Here is an 18545-nt window from a genome sequence, read left to right on the forward strand (position 1 = left end):
ATCTTTTTAGATGTTTTTTGTAGCGTCTCCGGCACAGTCTATTTTGAAGCGACTGTACCAGAACCATCATACATTTTTGAATAAAAAGTATATTTTATATTCAGCCAGTTAAATCATTTTAATCACGTGTTTTTACGTCAAACAATTCAATTTCAAAAATCAGGTTGGAATTGGCCGGAATGACTTTACCCATTTTGCGTTCGCCATAGGCCAAATGTGCAGGCACCATCAGTTTACGCTTACCGCCAATTTTCATTCCTAGAATACCCTGATCCCAACCTTTGATCACACGACCGGTACCAATGACAGTTTCAAAATAATTACCACGGTCAATAGAAGAATCAAACTTGGTTCCATCTTCCAGCCAGCCGGTATAGTGCGTGGTAATTAAGGCACCTTTTACCGCTTCTTTACCTTCGCCTACTTTTAAATCAATAATTTCAAGTTCGTTGATCATGGTTATTTACCTGAGAGGAGCATAAAATTCAAAGCTCAGTATAAACTGGATTGCTCTGTTTTTTTAAGCTTGGGACATTGATGGGTTAAAAGCTGAGTTCCTGAATATTCTTATCATTGAGTAAATACTGGGTTAATTCTTGATGATTCTTGGCCGATCCCATCAGAATCCAGCGTCCGACAATCTGTTGATCAATTTTTTTTTGTGAGGAATGCACCACTTTTAACTCATAACGTTTAAATAACATTTCGTAGTGATCGGAATCATTCTGATCGAATGGGCAGACGATTTCATAGCTGCGTTCTTGATTCAGAGATTCGATACCGCGCTGGACATACATCAATAAAACCAGCACCGCCATGACAATAAAAGTAGCCCAAATACTTAAGAGTTCATAGCCTGCACCGACCGCCATGCCGAGTGCGGCTGTCATCCAGATCGTGGTTGCGGTAGTAATTCCAGAAATACGGTTATCATCTTTCAGGATAACACCAGCGCCCAGAAAACCCAGCCCAGTCAAGACATTGGCGGCCAGCCGGTCAGGATTGGCCACGCCTATTTTCAGGGAGATAATGGTAAATAAACAGGAACTCAGACTGACCATAATCATGGTACGCAATCCAGCAGATTTACTGTGATACTCACGCTCTGCACCAATAATTGCGCCAATCGCGACAGCTAGCAGTAAATCATAAAGTTCATGGTACATGGTGCAACCCTGCGTATTCTTATTCCTCAGATATACGCAATTTGAGCTACAGGATACAAGTCCAGACTTGCATCCTTATTTGGCCTTATTGTAACTGTTCCCACTCCACCAGCACCTGGCCCTGATCGCCAATCAAGGTCCATTCACCATCCATCACATTGAGCTGTAACTGCATGGTGCGTTCGCATAACTGTGGCAATGCGTCGGTGGTTGCGGTAGATAACTTCCACACTTCCACATTTTTTAAGATTTTTAATTTGCTGCTGCGCTTATACCATTCATCCACCGCAGAACCATAGGTGACAACTGCGACCTGCTTGCAACGCGCACTGGCCTTTTTGACTTTATCTTCATCCGGGCTACCGACTTCAATCCATTTGACCAGTTGACCGGTCAGATCTTTTTCCCAGAGTGCCGGTTCATCGGTTTCAAAAAGATCCTTGGTAAATTCCAGCGCTTCATCGGCATAGCGTGCATAGGCCAAAATACGCACCATCAAGCGTTCAATGGTTTCTGAAGGATGCAGCGCCATCGTCAGCTGATAGTCTGCATAACGATGCGTATCCATGTCCGCAATATTCAAATCAACCTTATAAATCGTCGCTTTTAACGCCATCACATAATCCTCAAATTTGGCGCCTAGCATATAAGATTTAGCGCTATTTTGCTGAACAGATTTAGGCCAATAATTCATTCAGCGCACTAGAAACAGTACCATTATTTCTCTGGATCCATACGACATTGCATCAGGGCAGTTTCAAAGGCCAGCCAATCCCGTGACTGTTGATAAATCACTTCTACCCGGTTATCAATGCCTTCATCTGCCGACTGATAATTAAACTGCTCAGGATTAAAATTAAAGCTTTTCCAGCCTTGATCCGTATTAAAAATTCCCTTGATTCTGAGCCAGTCTTTTTGTTCACAGAGCAGATCCAGCAGATCATAAAAATTGAATTGCCAGCGTTTTGGCAATTTCCAGCCCGCAACCTGATAACCCTGCGCGCTTTCTACATAATGATAAGGCATTTGCTGAATCACTAAGGGCGTATCTGCTGAACGGGTGATCTGTTGCTGTTTTAACAAAGGCTGAATCTGACGGGCGGAACCCCGATAGTCCTGCTTGATCAGTTCGATATCGAGTTGTCCATGCTCGGTGAACAACCACTGTTGGGCATAAGGTTGATATTCTGTCTGAAGTTGCGTGAGTGCTGCGTGGTCTGCGGTTGTCATCAAGTCAGTATGTGAAATCACCACAATATGCGCTGCCTTGAGTTGGTCTGCGTACAGGTTTTGCTGAGTCCAGTCTCGATCATGCAAACGTGAACCATCTACCACTGTGACCAATGCCTGCATGTTTAAATGACTCTGCCAGTGCGGTTCGGTCAGCTGTTCCAGTAATTGGCCAGGATGCCCCAGTCCGGTAGGTTCGATAAACAGACGATCCGGTTTCACTTCTGACAGCAGGCGTGACAAGGCAATCTGCATCGGCAATTGGCTACTGCAACATAGACAACCACCCAACAGCTCTTTGACCGCATAACCCTGATCTTGCGGCAATAACTGCTGGTCTACCCCAATCTGGCCGAATTCATTCATTAGCACAGCCCAGATTTCCTGTTCCGGTTTTTGCTGTAATAAATGTTTGAGTAGTGTGGTTTTACCTGCACCCAAAAATCCGGAAATGATATGGACAGGAATAGCCTGCGACGCTGACAGAATTTTCAAAATCGACTCTCAAGAGATTGAATAGAAATAGCAATACTCTGCATTATAAAGCACAGTGTGACTTTAAAATGCGTGTTCTTCGCAAACACGGCGTGAAAATCACAGAGATAAAAATTAATGGAATGATCCCAAATTACCAATTTTCTATGTTAACTTTTATTTCAAATTGGATTCTTGAAATATTCACACACACTTTCATTAAATAAAACTCCGCATAATTAACAGAAATAAAACAACTTTCTCAGTTTTGTATCTGCTGGGTTATTCCCTGCGTGTCGCTTTTGTTAATTGATTTGCTCAGTAAAATTTCAGTGCTTAGGATGGGCATCTGTCGAATTGATGTGATGGTCAGCTCGGCAGATTACATGACATGAATAAAAGGATGCCAAAAATGAAATATGCACAAATCTTACTTGCCACTACGCTTACTGCTGCTGCAGCCACCAGTTTTGCTGATAGTAAAACTACAGATGCGAAAACCACCACTGCAGAAGAAAAAGTGATTGTGACTACCCAGGAATTACCTGAATCGAATGCTCCTGTTGCAGGCGCATCTGCAGAGCAGCCTGCTGCCTCTGAAGCTGCTGCGGAAACTACGACACCTGCAAAACCTGCTGCACGTTAAGTGATTGAACAACTCGTTTAATCCTTCAATGAAGATATCAGGGACAGTAATTCTCCAGTAGGCTTTGTCCTATACTGCCCCCGATATTATTCTATGCTGAATCATGCTTGATGCTGGTTCAGCATTTTTATTGCATAAAATCTATTTATCACCATAGTCAAAACTGATCATAGAATTAATACAGGCTATCAAATTTTTATTATTTTTATAATTAAAATCAATTATTTATTCAAAAACCACCTATTTCAATCCAATATTATCCATATACTTAAGCTACTATTGCCTAACTTGTTTCTGGCTTCTAACTGTCCCTTAATAGCATCAAATGCAAGTCGATTGAGTGGACATTCGCTATGAGCAATACTAATTACACTACTGAAGTGGCAATCCTTGGCGCCGGCCCTGTCGGCTTAACCATTGCCAACTATCTGAGCAAGCAAGGCGTAGCTGTCACGATTGTCGAGCAACTGGATAGTTTGATTGATTATCCACGTGCGATTGGAATCGATGATGAATCCTTACGTACCATTCAATCTTTGGGTTTAGTCGATCAAGTCTTACCGCATACCACTCCGAATCATGCGATGCGCTTCTTGACGCCTAAAGGTCGCTGTTTTGCAGATATTCAGCCTTTAACACGTGAGTTTGGTTTCTCGCGCCGTAATGCCTTTATTCAGCCACAAGTCGATAACGTCCTACTGCAAGGCTTAAAGCAATATAAAAACACCCAAGTGCTATTTTCTCGTCAATTGACCCAGTTTAGTCAAGATGCTGACGGCGTAACACTCAATCTGCAAAATAAAGAGGGCGATGCAGAAACCATCCGCGCTCAATATCTGATTGCCTGTGATGGCGGTAATTCATATGTGCGCCGCAACCTGGGCATTGCCTTTGAAGGTGAAACCGTACCGAATCAATGGATCGTGATTGACCTTGAGAATGATCCGCTTGCTACACCACATATTTACTTATGTTGTGATCCGGTTCGTCCTTATGTATCAGCCGCATTGCCACATGGTATTCGCCGGTTTGAATTTATGGTTATGCCGGGTGAAACGCAGGAAGAACTGAGCAAACCGGAAAATATTGCCAAACTTCTTTCTAAGGTTTTACCAAGCACAGATGGTATCGAAGTGATCCGTCAGCGTGTCTATACCCATAATGCTCGTATTGCGGACAAGTTCCGTGTCGACCGTATTTTACTTGCCGGTGATGCAGCGCACATTATGCCGGTATGGCAAGGTCAGGGTTATAACAGCGGTATGCGTGATGCCTTTAATCTGGCTTGGAAAATGGCGCTGGTTGTTCAAGGCAAAGCTGGCCCAGCACTTTTAGATTCTTATCAGATCGAACGTAAAGACCATGCCAAGGCGATGATTGACCTGTCGGTGATGGCAGGTCACGTATTGGCACCACCGAAAAAATGGCAAGGTTTTGTTCGTGACGGCATTGCCTATGCCCTGAACTATATCAAGCCGATCAAACAATACCTGCTGGAAATGCGTTTCAAGCCGATGCCGAAATATCATGACGGCGCACTTTTAAGTAACGGAGCCAAGAACTCTCCGGTTGGCAAGATGTTTATCCAGCCTCAGGTTCAGCTGGCTTCAGGTGAAACCGTATTACTGGATGAAATGATCGGCAATGATTTTGCGATTATTGCCTGGGGTGTCGATCCGAAATGGGGTCTTAGTCCGGAGACGTTGCAACAGTGGAAATCGCTCGGCGTGAAATTCATCCAGGTAATTCCTGCGGTGCAATTGCAAAATAACCAGCGCAAAGAGTATCAAGATGTCATTACCATTGGTGATATCGGCATAGATATCCGCTCCTGGTTTGGTAACACGTCTGAATCCGTTGTAATCTTGCGTCCTGACCGTTTCGTGGCTGCGCTAGCCATTCCACAGTCGATGGAAAGTACCAGCCAGCAACTATTTAAAAAGCTTTACCTGAAATAATATTAGAGTCACTTTTCACCACGCTTCGGCGTGGTTTTTTTATTGTTTTAGATCTCCATATCAAGATATATAGACCGAGGAATTAGACTTGGTATTCCTGAAACCACGGAATATCTTTCAGGGAATCACGGCGAGCCATCTGCTGCAGGAAGGGTTTGAACTCGTCAAATGGCGGTAAAATTATCGCAGAGATCGCGAAAATTAAACAATAAGCCACATAGAGATCCGCCGCCGAGACTTTTTCGCCCAGCAGATAGGGACTGGCCTGCCCGATGCCCTGTTTCAGGAAATCAAATACGGCTGCTTCATTCCCAAAACTTAAACTTCTTCGGTTCTTTTCAATATTTTCTGGCGGTACCTGCAAATTTTTTATATCGATATATTCGGTGAGGGGCCCATGACAGAAAAACATCCATTTCAAATACGCCCCACGCTTCGGATCATTCAAAGCAGGTGCCAATCCTTTGTCAGAATACTTATCTGCCAGATAGATAAAAATGGCGGCCATTTCTGAAATGACGACCTCCTGATCCACCAGACAGGGAACTTTTCCCATCGGATTCATCTGAGTATACGCCTGCTGATGCATATGCTCATAGGCAACTTCCACCTGCTCAATCTGATCTTCAATCTGCAATTCTTTCAGCAAAGGCAACAAGGTCAAGCCACGTGATTGTGGGTTGTTATAGAGCTTCATCATCCTGCTTCAACCGGTTTTTATTGTTAGAGGTTCAGTATAAAGTGATTTGCAGTCCCGATTTAAAAGGATGTGCTACAGATCATTTCTGTCGCACGGCTTTTTAGATGGGCAGATTGAAGGTTTAAATATTAAAAAAGATCCACACAAAACTTTTCTTTTAATACTTTCAAAATCAGATCAATCACCACATGTTTTTGATCCTTGCGATAATTGGCATACAGTCCAATCATCGGTAACGGTTCTAGGGTCTTTTTCACCACAATATTATCGCCGAGCAATGGAATCACAAGGCTGGCACCAGACTCCAGCCCACGCCCATTCTCACCAGATTGACATTGAGCAGAATATTGGTGGAATACTGCACCACATTTACCTTTAATTTGGACTGCTTAAAAAAATCCTGAATCAGCTTATGCAGTTGCGGTGAGGACTGCTCATCACTAATCACAAAGTCCTGATTTTCAAAACCCTTGATACTGACATAGGGCAAGGCCGCAGCCGGGGAATCTTTCGGCACGATCAGGGTTAAAGGCTCATCAAAAATGCGGATCGAATCAAATTCACTCAACTGCCCCGGATATCGGGTAAAGGCAATGTCGATCTGTCCATTTCTTAAGGCACTAAACTGTTCTGCATCGGTCAGACTATGAAACTGTGCTTTCAGTTCAGGAAAATGTGCGCGGATATTCGGCATGATATAAGGAAAGACTTTCATTTCCGCGACCGGGACAAAACCGATATTCAGCTGGTCCTGCTGCGCATTGGCGATCTGTCTGGCAGTCTGAATGGCGCGCTCTGCATGCTCAAGACTCAGTAAAGCTTCTTTTAAAAACGCCTGTCCAGCTTCAGTTAGCCCGACCTTACGGTTATTCCGCTCTAGCAACTGTACGCCAACCTCACGTTCCAGATCCTTGATTTGCTGGCTCAATGAAGGCTGTACCGTATTTAATTTTTCCGCGGCACGGGTAAAGTTCAGTTTCTGCGCCACCGTAACGAAATAACGTAAATGCCTTAATTCCATTTTATAACTCCAAACTTGCCGGGCGCTTATTTTGCTTTTTGGCAACATACTGACGATAAACCAATATCGTCACAATGACGAGTGCGGCACTCAAAACATAAGTAGTTTCAAAGCCCCAATAGGCAATCAATACCCCCATGGCTACGGAACCGATCGCTAAACCCAGATCAAACAGGGTAAAGAAGGTTGAAATCGCATGTCCCATACGCTGTTTGTCGACCGACTGAATGGCCAAGGTCTGCAAACATGGGAATAGTGAACCATAACCGATGCCAATAAACACTGCCGACAACCATAATATCCATTGATTGGAAATCAGACTGACAATCACCAGACCAATGGCAAAGAAAATAAATGAAGGATAAATCACCGCACTGGGTCCCTTACGGTCATAAATCTTTCCAACCCAAGGTCTGACCAGCAACATGGATGCTGCAAATACAATAAAGAATACGCTGGTATAGCCCAAAAGCTGCTTGGTTTCACTAAATGCAGTAATAAAACTCATGATGCCCGAGTAGGCAAAAGCGGTTAGTAAAGCCACAAAACTTACCGCCAGAACTTTGACTTCCAGAATATCCTGCAAGCTCAAGCTGGTTTTTTCTGTGCTTATAGCTTCAGGTTTTGGTAACTCTGTGATTTTGAGCATCCAACAGAAAATGAGCCCCAAAGAAATGATAACGGCAAGAATGCCAAATAAGACTTTGAAGCTGGTGAACTGAATTACGGTCAATGCCAGCAAGGGCCCAAAAACCACACCCAGATTGGTCGACATGACGAAATAGCCCATGCCCTCACCTTTGCGCTGTTCAGGAATAAATTCATTAGCGACGGGTACTGCCACCGTGGTCAGAATACTGAACCAAATACCATGTAAAAAACGCACCAGCAACAGCGACCACATGCTATCTACCAGCAAATAACTAAAGGAAAATAAGGCAAAAATCACGCCTGCACCGCGCATCGAGATTTTCTTGCCGAGCTTTTCGATGATCATGCCGGAAAATGGCCGAACCGCAATCGAAGAGGCCAAAAATAGCGTCAGCGCCAGACCCGCTTCTTTTACCGAACCGCCCAGATCTTTCATGATGTAAATCGGCAAGATGGTCAGTAAGGCAAAATAATAAACAAACAGGAAAAAATTATTGAATAAGCACAAGATAAATGAGCGATTCCATAACCGCTCAACGCTAACTGACATAATCACCAACTCTTAAAATTTGTAGGGAAATAGCACAAACTCAGGCTTGAACAGTGACCGGATGCAAGGCCAACTCGACCAGATTCTGGATATAGTGTTCATCTGGAATCCGGTTGAAAAAAATGATCTGGTAATGAATCGGGCCGTATAAGGTATCCAGCATTAAATCAAAAGGATAATCCGAGCGAATTTCTCCCCGTTCAATCGCTTGCTGAATCAGTTGATGGGTCTGTTGCCGACGTGGCAAGAGATATTGCTGAAAGAACTCACCTGCCAGTTCGCGGTGATTGGCAATCACTACCAGCAAAGCCCGACCGACCGGATGATTCAGTGCCTGAGATAAAGAACCAAGTTGTTGAATGAGATTACTTTTCAGGCTTTTAGAGGCATCCAGCTCAAATACCGAAGCTGTATGCTGTTTGAAAGTGTCCAGCACCAGTTCCGATTTATGTTTCCACCATCGATAAATCGTGGACTTGCCTACGCCGGCACGTGCCGCCACATCTTCAATCGTCAGCTGATGATATTCACATTCTGCCAGCGCATCTGCGACTGCCTGTAAAATGCACTGCTGTCGCCGGGAACTTTTTTCGTAACTGCTCATATTTTTCTACTTAACTTTTAATATTTAAAAATCGAAACGATACGTATCGTTTTATATTGGGGTAAAAAAGGGCAAAGCTCCAGCGAAAAACTTAAATTGAGGCAAAAAAAAGACCTTACTAAAGAAGGTCTTTTCTCAATCACGATTTAACTTAACTCTGTGCAGTCTTTTTATAAATACTACAAGAAGGATGATGATTTTCTTGCAAACGCGCGACTTTACGCTGTTCTGCTGCTTCAAAACGGCAACGTTTCCAATCATTGTCCAAGTTCAAAGCTGGAATCTGTTTTGGTTTACCATTTTCATCCACCGCTACCATGGTGAAATAACAGCTATTGGTATGACGTACTGTTCTCTTTTGAATATTCTGGGCTTCTACACGAATCCCGATTTCCATCGAGGTACGGCCAACATGGTTCACACTGGCCAGGAATGTCACCAGTTCACCGACGTGAATCGGCTCTTTAAAATTCACCTTGTCTACAGATAAGGTCACAACATAACTGCCCGAATAGCGACTTGCACACGCATACGCCACCTGATCCAATAATTTCAGAATGGTTCCACCATGAACATTTCCTGAAAAATTTGCCATATCTGGCGTCATGAGAACTGACATCGTTAACTCTGACTGGTCATCCGACACTGCTGCAATTTGATCTAAAGGGGCCATCGTTTTCTTTGAACTCTTTGAATGACAAGGTTATCGTTTATTATTATAGCGTTTTTAACATGAATAAAATGTTCAATTCGGCAAATGAAGCATCACAATTATTGATATAGAAAATGTATTCATACAGAAAAAAATATATTTAATTGCTTAAAATCTCAGTTAGAAAGTTAAGTGCCAATAAATCAACACTTATTTATCTGGGGCTGATTACATAGCAACTGAGAATTTTTCACTGTTTTAAGCTCTGAACAAAAATAATTCAGGAAAATAAAAAGACTCTCCGTGATTTAAAGCATCACTGGCCTGAGCATTTCCTGTGCCACGTTCTGATAACTTAAAATTTGTTGACCATCCAAGGTCGTTTCAACGGTAAAAGAACCATCCTGATGGCGTGCGGTCACTGTAAAAATATAGTGTTCGAATTATGCCAGTTTGACCTGCTGTCCAATTTTAATATGCATCATGATGTCTACATCTGTGCAGTGATCTTTTCAAACTGCATTCTGGCATGAACACGGATGCTTTTGAATATTTGATCAACTTAAGTATACGAATAATAATATTAAAATTTTAATTTAGGACGAATAAGGCTTATTATTTAAAACAATATACTTATAATTCAATTTGTTATGTTTAAAATTAATTTTATCTTTTGAGATAATTCCGATTGACTGATATACATAGGCAATCATCTTATCTTTTATAACAATCAGTTAAGCGTTACAGCCGATGATCTTTCATTCTCTTGATTGGATATCCCTATACCGCGGTTGTGCGATATAGGAATAAACATAAAATTCAAAAAAAGATTTATTGAGCCTGATGTTCATGTACCACAAACTGTGGAATCCGATGTCCTTGAGCATAATCATGCTTTTGGTAGGCTTGTGAAATTTCCATCAACTTTAACTGGGTCGCCTCGGCACCAGCCTGCATGGTGAGTTCCCTGCCACGTACATCAAAGATATGGCCTTTTTCACGCAGATCTGGCTGAATCACCACATCTGCATGCTTTAATTCTTCATGCGCCAGATGTTGCTGCATAATATTGATATTCTGGTTAAACAGTCCCCAGACATTGCTGGTTTCCGTGTGAATGGGTTGTGCCAGAATATCTACCGCAATCACAATGTCGGCTCCCAACTCACGTGCCACATCGATCGGCACCGGACTGACTAGACCACCATCTACATATTCTTTACCTTGAATGATGGTCGGAATAAACATACTCGGAATCGAGACTGAAGCACGTACCGCCTGTCCGGTATTGCCATAGTTAAAGACGACTTTCTTGCCTTCTTTCAGCGCGGTTGCTACCACAAACATTGGGATTTTCATGGCTTCAAGCGGGGTTTGATCGACCTGCAAATTGACATAATCTTCAACTTTCTTGCCATCAAAAAAGCCTTTTCTGGCTAGTTTGATATCACGGACATCATTCGGTCGCATGCTGAGGGCAATATTGCGCAGTTCAATCGCCGGTTTACCACTTGCATAAATGGATCCCACAATGCTGCCCGCACTGGTTCCGACAATAAAATCTGGTTGAATACCCGCCTGTTCCAGTACTTCCAACGCACCAATATGCGCATAGCCACGAGCACCGCCACTGCCCAGAACTAAAGCAACTACCGGACGTTGCTGGGTTTGCTTGATCTTTTGAAAATCAATTTGATTCGGACGTGCCTGAGCTTCTCCGCGTTGTGCAGCAGGTTGTAGATGACTGGTCGCCGCTTGGGCTGTCATGGGGGTCGTTTGGCAAGCACTTAGGCCAAATGTACCCAGTATCACCATACTCAACACATATTTCTGCATGCAGAGAATGTCCTCATTAATCTAAAGCAGCATAGTGTATAAACACATGCATAAATAGTCTGTAGAATTTCGTAAAACTGTCATACAGTTCAGCTACTTTATCTTCATTTTTCCCATAACTGTATGCCTTCAATCTCACTGTACCGGATTTTCCTGATTTTCCTGCAACTGGGCTGCATTTCATTTGGCGGTCCAGCGGCGCATCTGGTGTTTTTTCACCGAAAATTTGTGACCCAACTGCAATGGTTGAATGACACCCAGTACAGTCAACTGGTCGCTTTGGCACAACTTTTACCCGGGCCGAGCAGCAGTCAGGTGGGGCTGTCGATCGGTTATCTGCAACGAGGCTATACTGGTGCAGTGATCGCATGGCTGGGTTTTACCCTGCCCTCAATGATTCTGATGACCTTGGTAGCACTCTTGGGTCAAAGCTATTTTCATATTTTAAACTCAAACAGCTTTCATACCATCCAGTTAATTGTATTTTCTGTAATCGCTTGGGCATTCTGGCAAATGCTGAGAAGCTTCTGTAAAACGGCCTGGCAATACTCAGTCTTAATCCTTTCTGTCATATTATTGATGGTGGTTTCAGTGAGTTTTAACCAGATTCTGGTGATTATGCTGGGCGCAGTCTGTGGACTCTTGGCCGGACATTTTTCCCAATCAGATTCGAAACCCAAAGAAATTAACAAAACGGCAATCAGCTTGCCTTATATTCGATCTGCCGCTGCGCCCTATTGGCTGCTGGCATTTATCCTGCCATTTTTGCTGCTGCCCTTAGCAGGCAAATTATGGGGCCAATCGGAGCTACAATTTTTTTCTAATTTCTATCAGACTGGCTCGCTGGTGTTTGGTGGCGGTCATGTAATTCTGCCTTTGCTGCATCAGGATTTTGTCACAACCGGTTTAGTCAGTGCAGAGTCTTTTGATCTTGGCTATGCATTTACCCAGCTAATGCCGGGACCTTTATTCAGTTTTGCCAGTTATATTGGTGCTTTGCTGCCTTGGACGCCTTATGCCTGGCTGAATACATTGTTAGCGACCTGTGCAATCTTTTTACCTTCATTTTTCTTGATCTTTGCCACCTTGCCTTACTGGTCGTGGTTGATGCAGCAGCGCCATATTCATCAGGCGGTGATGGGCATCAATGCTGCAGTGGTGGGTTTGTTACTATATTTATTGTTGGATCTTTCACAACGCTATTTTAGCTATGGTTCCGACCTGGTCTTTGTCGCAGTGATGATTGCCCTGCTACGCTCAAAATTACCAGTCTGGTTCAGCCTGATTTTGGGCTTCGTGCTTTATCAAAGTTATTTAAATTTCTTTTAAATAACTTTGGCACAAAAAAGCCCCGAATGATCGGGGCTTTTTGCTTCAAGTCTTACCAGATATCTGATTTGACCTTGTCTTTAAATTTAGGATGGTTATCCAGTTTAAATTCAGGCTCTTTCACACCACGCTTCAACTGACCAGTATAGTCGCGAAGTAGCATCAGCAAGAATGGCATCAGCAACAGGATTGCGATCAGGTTGATGCTTGCCATGACACCCATGAACAGATCTGCCATATTCCAGATCAATGGCACACTGGCGATAGAACCGAAATACACCATGACCAATACAAATAAGCGGAAAATCAACATCACCCGGCTATTGTTATTGATGAACTGGACGTTTCCTTCGGCATAGGCATAGTTACCAATAATCGAAGAATAGGCAAACAGGAACAGAATCAAAGCCAGGAAGTCATCACCCCAAGCACCAATCTGGCTTTCAAGCGCCATCTGGGTCAAGGTCACGCCTTCAAAGCCTGCATTTTCATACAGACCCGAAACCAGAATAATAATCGCGGTACATGAACACACCACAAAGGTATCTACAAATACTCCGAGCATCTGTACCAGACCCTGGTTGACCGGATGTTTGACATCGGAAGCTGCAGCAGCATTCGGTGCCGAACCCATCCCTGCCTCGTTAGAGAACAGACCACGCTTGATGCCCATCATCATTGCCATAGATACCATGGCGCCAAAGAATCCACCAGCGGCGGCTTCAAATTCAAAGGCTTTACTGAAAATGAGCTGGAAGATGGATGGGAGCAGATCGTAATTGATGACCGCAATATACAAAGCCACAGCCAGATAAAGCACAGCCATAAACGGCACAAAGCTTTCCGCAACTTTCGCAATCCGTTTAATCCCGCCAAAAATGATCACCGCAGTCATCAATACCAGAAACAATCCGACCCAGGAAATTTCCAGATTCAGGCCGCCTAATGGCAGAATCAGGTTCGCCTGATCCCAGCCCCAGGCATGAGAGGTTGCTCCGGTAATGGCATTGGCCTGAACTGCATTGAAGACAAAACCATAAGTCGTGATCAATGCAATCGCAAAGACAATCCCGAGCCATTTTTGTTTCAGGCCTTGGGTAATGTAATAAGCTGGTCCACCACGGAATTGCTGGTTTTTGTTATCTCGCACCTTAAACAACTGGGCCAAAGAGGATTCAACAAAAGCAGAACTCATGCCCAAAAAGGCAGTAAACCACATCCAGAAAACGGCACCGGGGCCACCAATCGCAATCGCAATGGCGACACCCGCGACATTGCCCACCCCGACCCGGCTTGCCAGTCCAGTGACAAAGGCCTGAAACGGGGTAATGCCGTGCGTATCCTGAACCTTGCCACGGCTATTTTTCATGACTTTCATGCTGTGCCAGAACAAACGAATTTGTACTGCACCGGTCATGATCGTGTAGAAAATACCGACTGCGACCAGAAACACCACCAGAAAATCCCATAAAGGGCCATTCAGGGCATTAATCCAGCCGAGTAAGGTTTCATTTAACTGATCATTCATGTCACATCCTTATGAGCCTATGACTCATCGTATCAGGCATAAAAATTATGCAAAAAACTTCAAAATCATCTGAATAACAGTAGCATTGATTAAGTCAACGAAGAACGCACCACATAATGGAACAATCAGGAAGGCCTTATGCGACGCACCATACATATTGGTAATCGCCTGCATATTGGCAACCGCTGTTGGCGTTGCGCCCATACCGAAACCACAATGCCCTGCTGCAAGTACCGCAGCATCGTAGTTTTTACCCATGATGCGGAAAGTTACAAAACCGGCATACAAAGCCATGGTGATGGTCTGTGCACCCAGAATTACCATCAGTGGTCCTGCAAGGTCAGCCAATTGCCATAATTTCAATGATAACAATGCCATCGCCAAGTACAGCGACAATGAAGCATTACCGAACACATCAATCGCGCGATCGAAAATCTGAACTTTGAAAACACCTTCCAGTACATTACGCAGGATGACACCACCCGCCAATGCCCAGACAAATGTTGGCAGTTCAAATGCAGTACCTTTACTGAAACCCGTCATAAACTCTGCAAAAGCCAAACAGCCTGCAAATAGACCCAAGGTCGTGATTGCATTATCAGCGGTAATTAAACGCACCTGATGCGGATATTCAAACGGTACATATTCGCTGGTGGTGCTGTCCATTGGCGTATTGTCACGCGTTTCAATTTGCTGATCGGTACGCGCAGTCGCCAGGTTATAACGGTTGATCAGCAACTTGGCTAAAGGTCCGCCAATAATACCGCCGATAATCAATCCAAAAGTCGCACTGGCCATACCTAGTGCCAAAGCACCTTGAATACCATGTTCAACTTCAAAAATTTCCCCCCATGCACCCGCAGTACCATGACCACCGGTTAAGGTAACTGAGCCTGCAATCAGGCCAATCAACGGGTCAATACCCAATAATGTTGCCAGACTCATGCCGACCGCATTTTGCAAAATAATGAAAGCCGAAACAGCAAACAGGAAAATAACCAGACCGATCCCACCTTCACGCAACTTGGAAAAGTTGGCACTCAGACCAATCGAAGCAAAGAAAATCAGCATAAAGCTGGTTTGTAATTCTGCACTGGTGGTGATGCTATATCCCCACAATGAATGCACCAGCAATGAGATAATCGCCGCAACCAAACCGCCCGCAACCGGCTCAGGAATATTGTAACGTCTTAAAAAATCGATTTTATTAACCAGGAATCGGCCGAGTAACAAAACAATGACTGCGGCAATCAAGGTATAAAATGCGTTAAAAGTAAAATCCATAATTTTTTGCCCAAGATGATTTTGAATTTTTTATTGTTCTAAAAGTGAGGGAGTGCGCTAGATCTCTAGCTCGCTCATTAGATCTTTATCTGGAAATATCCTGATTTGATCTATCACCATTAGAAAAACAAACCGATTTATCATCTCTTTTAAACTTATGAATATCATCATCACGATCATATTCAACAAATGAGAGATTTATAAAAGCAACACCTTTTCTATTCCGACACTCAGTCTGTTTGAAAATTGCAGACATTTTTCTAACAGACGCGCATGCTGGTAAAAAAAACTGTGTTTTAAGCTCAAAAAAACATTCAGTGCTTGATGAGTGCTTTCAACCTAAAGACTTCATTCAAGCCATCTGGAATCGCGTTATTTAAAACAGATCTTAATCACAAAATGCATGAATTAAGATGAAAAGTCGTACATTATGCTGTTTCTTTGTATCAAGTTTTATTTCTTTTTATTAGCAATAGTTAATTTACCTATAAAAAATAATTATAAATTCTCATTTTTATATGAAGATTAATCTATATTTTAATTCAAAAAAAATATTAATCTTTTACTCGACACGGAATGAAACAGGGATCTTGAAATTAAATTATCTTGATTTTCAGTCAAAATAAACCAGTTCTCTGTTTGAAATTGTTATTGTTGAATGGTTCAAGCACTTGGGTTTTAAGCCATTTTTTAAATCAAAGACCAACATTATGGGTAAATCCATTGCTATCACTGAGGCGATTTAAGCCCAGCTAAAAGCATGCGAAATTTTATTACTCAAGTCATTTTGCTGACAAATTGTTTTTTTCAGCTGGCGGAGAATGAAATTTTCCTATCCCCCGTTCTGTTTGTTTAGTTTATAGTCATTGCAAACTCAATAAGGATATTTGACTGGACCTCATAATGGATCAAAATCTTGTTCATGCTGTAGATCACACGATCACCTCTCGCCATTCAGTGCGTGCTTTTTTAAATACCCCCGTTAGTACAGACACCTTAAAAGAGATTTTGACGGTTGCCAGCCGCGCGCCCTCAGGAACCAATACCCAACCCTGGAAGGTGTATGTGGTAACAGGTAAAAAGCGTGATGAACTCGTGCAACGTGTCTGTCAGGCACAAATGCAAATCTATGCAAATCCTGCATTGTCACAGCAGTATCAGGAAACTTTTGCCTATTATCCTGAACAATGGATCTCGCCATTTATTGAACGTCGTCGTGAAAATGGCTGGGGTTTATATGGCTTGCTGAATATTCAAAAAGGCGAAAAGGAAAAAATGGCGCGTCAGCAGCTGCGTAATTTTGAATTATTTGATGCACCTGTCGGCCTATTTTTTACTGTACATCGTTCTTTGACCATTGGATCCAAGATGGATGTTTCCATGATGATCCAGAATGTCATGCTAGCCGCAAAAGCCCGTGGCCTGGACACTTGCCCGCAGGCAGCCTGGAATCACTTTCACCCGATCGTGCTTGATCTGGTCGGCGCACCTGGTGATGAAGAGCTGGTCTGCGGTATGGCACTGGGTTATGCCGATCCAGAGCAGATTATTAACAGCTTTATCACCCCGCGCGTTCCCGTAGAGGAATTTGCCGTGTTTATCGATGAGTGATGCAAGCAGGGCTAAGCCAACTTGCTTAGCCCTCTGTTCGATCCAGCATTTTTAATATATTAGAGAACGCCCAGCATCTATGCATTTTGCAAGATTGGCATCTTTATTTTAAAAATCGCCCAAGCGGAAATACCGACAAAAACCAGCATGATCAAGGCCATATTCAACAAAGCATGCCAGATCAGAAAATTCAGTAATACACCGCCCAATAAACCACAGACAAATTGCATACTGCCCATAATCGCACTGGCAGTTCCTGCCCGCTCGCCCTGTTCAGCCATTGCCAAAGCCATGGCATTCGGACCAGTAAACCCGATAGATGCCACCACAATAAACATGCCTAACAACACCCAGAGCACAGAATCGACGTCCAGACAGCCCAGCAAGATTAACCCTAATACACCGGCAAACTGCAGGCAGGTGCCGATTTTCAGGCGCTGCAATATCGAGAATCGTCCAGCCAGACGTTTATTCAAGGTCGAAAACAGCATGATGCCGAAAGCATTGGCACCAAAGGCATAAGCAAACTGCTGCTCGGTCAGTTGATAACGATCCATCAGAATAGTCGAAGAAGCACTGATATAACAGAACATCACCGCACCGGAAAAACAGCCGGCATAGAGCGGGCGTCGAAAGCTGGGATCTTGAAAAATGCACCGGTACAAACTTATAACCTGTTGAAAGTTCAGCTTGAGACGGCGTTCTGGCTCCAGGGTTTCTTTAAATAGAAAATGTACACAGGCCAGACTCAACAGACCACAGCCCATCAGCACCAAAAAGATCATGTTCCATTCATAAAAAATCAACACCCAGGCCCCCAGACTCGGGGCGATGATTGGCGCAATCGCAGTCACAATCATCATGCTGGCAAAGGCCTGAGCTGCTGAATGCATATCCAGACGATCGCGAATTGCAGCGCGTGCCATGACCACCCCGACACAGCCACCGAGAGCTTGCAGAATTCGTGCAGCGATCAGGCTCCATTCATCCTGCGCAAAGACACACAGCAAACTTGCCACAATGTATAAACACAGCCCAAAATACAGTGGCGGTTTACGTCCAATCCGGTCACTGATCGGACCATAAATCAGTTGCCCGATCGCCAGACCGAAGAAATAAGCCGGCAAGCTATTGGAAACCATTTGGGTACTGACACCAAAATCTGCTGCCATAGCCGGTAAGGCCGAAAGATACATATCAATGGATAAAGGCCCGAGTGCACTTAAGGTCGCCAGCAAAACAATCCAGGACATGGCATAAGGTTGTTGTACTATTTTATTCGATGTCATAAGCATGAAGATTTAA

Annotated in this window: 16 protein-coding genes and 1 pseudogene; 4 read left to right on the top strand and 13 right to left on the bottom strand. The window is 43.5% G+C overall.

What is annotated here, in order from left to right; genetic code table 11:
- Positions 1-118: 118 nt before the first annotated feature.
- The 4 genes from FTV08_RS01355 to FTV08_RS01370 form a co-directional block, all read right to left on the bottom strand.
- Positions 119-457: an FKBP-type peptidyl-prolyl cis-trans isomerase gene (locus tag FTV08_RS01355; RefSeq protein ID WP_004731933.1), complete on the bottom strand. Its 339-nt coding sequence runs from the start codon at positions 455-457 to the stop codon at positions 119-121.
- Positions 458-542: 85 nt separating this feature from the next.
- The gene (locus FTV08_RS01360; RefSeq protein ID WP_004731934.1) at positions 543-1166 is read right to left on the bottom strand and encodes an MgtC/SapB family protein; all 624 of its coding nucleotides are present in this window, start codon (positions 1164-1166) and stop codon (positions 543-545) included.
- Positions 1167-1251: 85 nt separating this feature from the next.
- A complete protein-coding gene (locus tag FTV08_RS01365; protein ID WP_044108573.1) occupies positions 1252-1782 on the bottom strand; it encodes a YaeQ family protein in 531 nt (176 codons plus the stop codon).
- Between the two features lie 101 nt (positions 1783-1883).
- On the bottom strand, positions 1884-2891 hold the full coding sequence (locus tag FTV08_RS01370) for a GTP-binding protein (RefSeq protein WP_005265917.1): 1008 nt from the start codon (positions 2889-2891) through the stop codon (positions 1884-1886).
- Between the two features lie 391 nt (positions 2892-3282).
- On the opposite strand from FTV08_RS01370, the gene FTV08_RS01375 reads away from it, so the two are divergent.
- Both FTV08_RS01375 and FTV08_RS01380 read left to right on the top strand, forming a co-directional pair.
- The gene (locus tag FTV08_RS01375; RefSeq protein ID WP_004645811.1) at positions 3283-3516 is read left to right on the top strand and encodes a hypothetical protein; all 234 of its coding nucleotides are present in this window, start codon (positions 3283-3285) and stop codon (positions 3514-3516) included.
- Between the two features lie 353 nt (positions 3517-3869).
- On the top strand, positions 3870-5474 hold the full coding sequence (locus tag FTV08_RS01380; protein ID WP_044108554.1) for a bifunctional 3-(3-hydroxy-phenyl)propionate/3-hydroxycinnamic acid hydroxylase: 1605 nt from the start codon (positions 3870-3872) through the stop codon (positions 5472-5474).
- A gap of 82 nt (positions 5475-5556) precedes the next feature.
- Here FTV08_RS01380 and FTV08_RS01385 read toward each other — a convergent pair whose 3' ends face one another.
- The 6 genes and pseudogenes from FTV08_RS01385 to FTV08_RS01410 all read right to left on the bottom strand — a co-directional run bounded on the left by FTV08_RS01385 (position 5557) and on the right by FTV08_RS01410 (position 11488).
- Positions 5557-6171: a glutathione S-transferase family protein gene (locus FTV08_RS01385; protein ID WP_044108553.1), complete on the bottom strand. Its 615-nt coding sequence runs from the start codon at positions 6169-6171 to the stop codon at positions 5557-5559.
- A gap of 131 nt (positions 6172-6302) precedes the next feature.
- Positions 6303-7195 (bottom strand): annotated as a pseudogene (locus tag FTV08_RS01390) (LysR substrate-binding domain-containing protein).
- Between the two features lies 1 nt (position 7196).
- Positions 7197-8396 carry an MFS transporter gene (locus FTV08_RS01395; protein WP_044108551.1) on the bottom strand — a complete coding sequence of 400 codons (1200 nt, stop codon included), beginning with the start codon at positions 8394-8396 and terminating at the stop codon, positions 7197-7199.
- A gap of 40 nt (positions 8397-8436) precedes the next feature.
- Positions 8437-9000 (bottom strand): TetR/AcrR family transcriptional regulator, encoded by a 564-nt coding sequence (locus tag FTV08_RS01400; RefSeq protein WP_044108550.1) that lies wholly within the window; start codon positions 8998-9000, stop codon positions 8437-8439.
- Positions 9001-9151: 151 nt separating this feature from the next.
- On the bottom strand, positions 9152-9673 hold the full coding sequence (locus tag FTV08_RS01405) for an acyl-CoA thioesterase (protein ID WP_004280680.1): 522 nt from the start codon (positions 9671-9673) through the stop codon (positions 9152-9154).
- An 810-nt stretch (positions 9674-10483) separates the two neighbouring features.
- Positions 10484-11488 (bottom strand): patatin-like phospholipase family protein, encoded by a 1005-nt coding sequence (locus FTV08_RS01410; RefSeq protein ID WP_180086344.1) that lies wholly within the window; start codon positions 11486-11488, stop codon positions 10484-10486.
- A gap of 123 nt (positions 11489-11611) precedes the next feature.
- Between FTV08_RS01410 and chrA the strand changes: the two genes are divergently transcribed.
- A complete protein-coding gene (gene chrA, locus FTV08_RS01415; protein ID WP_044111504.1) occupies positions 11612-12817 on the top strand; it encodes a chromate efflux transporter in 1206 nt (401 codons plus the stop codon).
- 52 nt (positions 12818-12869) lie between these two features.
- Here chrA and FTV08_RS01420 read toward each other — a convergent pair whose 3' ends face one another.
- Positions 12870-14345 carry a sodium:alanine symporter family protein gene (locus FTV08_RS01420; protein ID WP_005252633.1) on the bottom strand — a complete coding sequence of 492 codons (1476 nt, stop codon included), beginning with the start codon at positions 14343-14345 and terminating at the stop codon, positions 12870-12872.
- Between the two features lie 45 nt (positions 14346-14390).
- Positions 14391-15629: a sodium/glutamate symporter gene (gene gltS, locus FTV08_RS01425; protein WP_004731964.1), complete on the bottom strand. Its 1239-nt coding sequence runs from the start codon at positions 15627-15629 to the stop codon at positions 14391-14393.
- Positions 15630-16532: 903 nt separating this feature from the next.
- Between gltS and FTV08_RS01430 the strand changes: the two genes are divergently transcribed.
- Positions 16533-17240 carry a nitroreductase gene (locus FTV08_RS01430; RefSeq protein ID WP_044111503.1) on the top strand — a complete coding sequence of 236 codons (708 nt, stop codon included), beginning with the start codon at positions 16533-16535 and terminating at the stop codon, positions 17238-17240.
- A 77-nt stretch (positions 17241-17317) separates the two neighbouring features.
- Here the strand turns inward: FTV08_RS01430 and FTV08_RS01435 are convergent, their stop codons facing one another.
- A complete protein-coding gene (locus FTV08_RS01435; protein ID WP_044111501.1) occupies positions 17318-18535 on the bottom strand; it encodes a multidrug effflux MFS transporter in 1218 nt (405 codons plus the stop codon).
- Positions 18536-18545 lie beyond the last annotated feature (10 nt).

The organism is Acinetobacter sp. YH12226, from assembly GCF_013417805.1.
Lineage (GTDB): Bacteria > Pseudomonadota > Gammaproteobacteria > Pseudomonadales > Moraxellaceae > Acinetobacter.

What these genes read in the sequence shown, in the direction of transcription:
- FTV08_RS01355 (WP_004731933.1), bottom strand. Translation starts at nt 457, where the DNA reads ATGATCAACGAACTTGAAATTATTGATTTAAAAGTAGGCGAAGGTAAA.
- FTV08_RS01360 (WP_004731934.1), bottom strand. Translation starts at nt 1,166, where the DNA reads ATGTACCATGAACTTTATGATTTACTGCTAGCTGTCGCGATTGGCGCA.
- FTV08_RS01365 (WP_044108573.1), bottom strand. Translation starts at nt 1,782, where the DNA reads ATGGCGTTAAAAGCGACGATTTATAAGGTTGATTTGAATATTGCGGAC.
- FTV08_RS01375 (WP_004645811.1), top strand. Translation starts at nt 3,283, where the DNA reads ATGAAATATGCACAAATCTTACTTGCCACTACGCTTACTGCTGCTGCA.
- FTV08_RS01380 (WP_044108554.1), top strand. Translation starts at nt 3,870, where the DNA reads ATGAGCAATACTAATTACACTACTGAAGTGGCAATCCTTGGCGCCGGC.
- FTV08_RS01385 (WP_044108553.1), bottom strand. Translation starts at nt 6,171, where the DNA reads ATGAAGCTCTATAACAACCCACAATCACGTGGCTTGACCTTGTTGCCT.
- FTV08_RS01395 (WP_044108551.1), bottom strand. Translation starts at nt 8,396, where the DNA reads ATGTCAGTTAGCGTTGAGCGGTTATGGAATCGCTCATTTATCTTGTGC.
- FTV08_RS01400 (WP_044108550.1), bottom strand. Translation starts at nt 9,000, where the DNA reads ATGAGCAGTTACGAAAAAAGTTCCCGGCGACAGCAGTGCATTTTACAG.
- FTV08_RS01405 (WP_004280680.1), bottom strand. Translation starts at nt 9,673, where the DNA reads ATGGCCCCTTTAGATCAAATTGCAGCAGTGTCGGATGACCAGTCAGAG.
- FTV08_RS01410 (WP_180086344.1), bottom strand. Translation starts at nt 11,488, where the DNA reads ATGCAGAAATATGTGTTGAGTATGGTGATACTGGGTACATTTGGCCTA.
- chrA (WP_044111504.1), top strand. Translation starts at nt 11,612, where the DNA reads ATGCCTTCAATCTCACTGTACCGGATTTTCCTGATTTTCCTGCAACTG.
- FTV08_RS01420 (WP_005252633.1), bottom strand. Translation starts at nt 14,345, where the DNA reads ATGAATGATCAGTTAAATGAAACCTTACTCGGCTGGATTAATGCCCTG.
- gltS (WP_004731964.1), bottom strand. Translation starts at nt 15,629, where the DNA reads ATGGATTTTACTTTTAACGCATTTTATACCTTGATTGCCGCAGTCATT.
- FTV08_RS01430 (WP_044111503.1), top strand. Translation starts at nt 16,533, where the DNA reads ATGGATCAAAATCTTGTTCATGCTGTAGATCACACGATCACCTCTCGC.
- FTV08_RS01435 (WP_044111501.1), bottom strand. Translation starts at nt 18,535, where the DNA reads ATGCTTATGACATCGAATAAAATAGTACAACAACCTTATGCCATGTCC.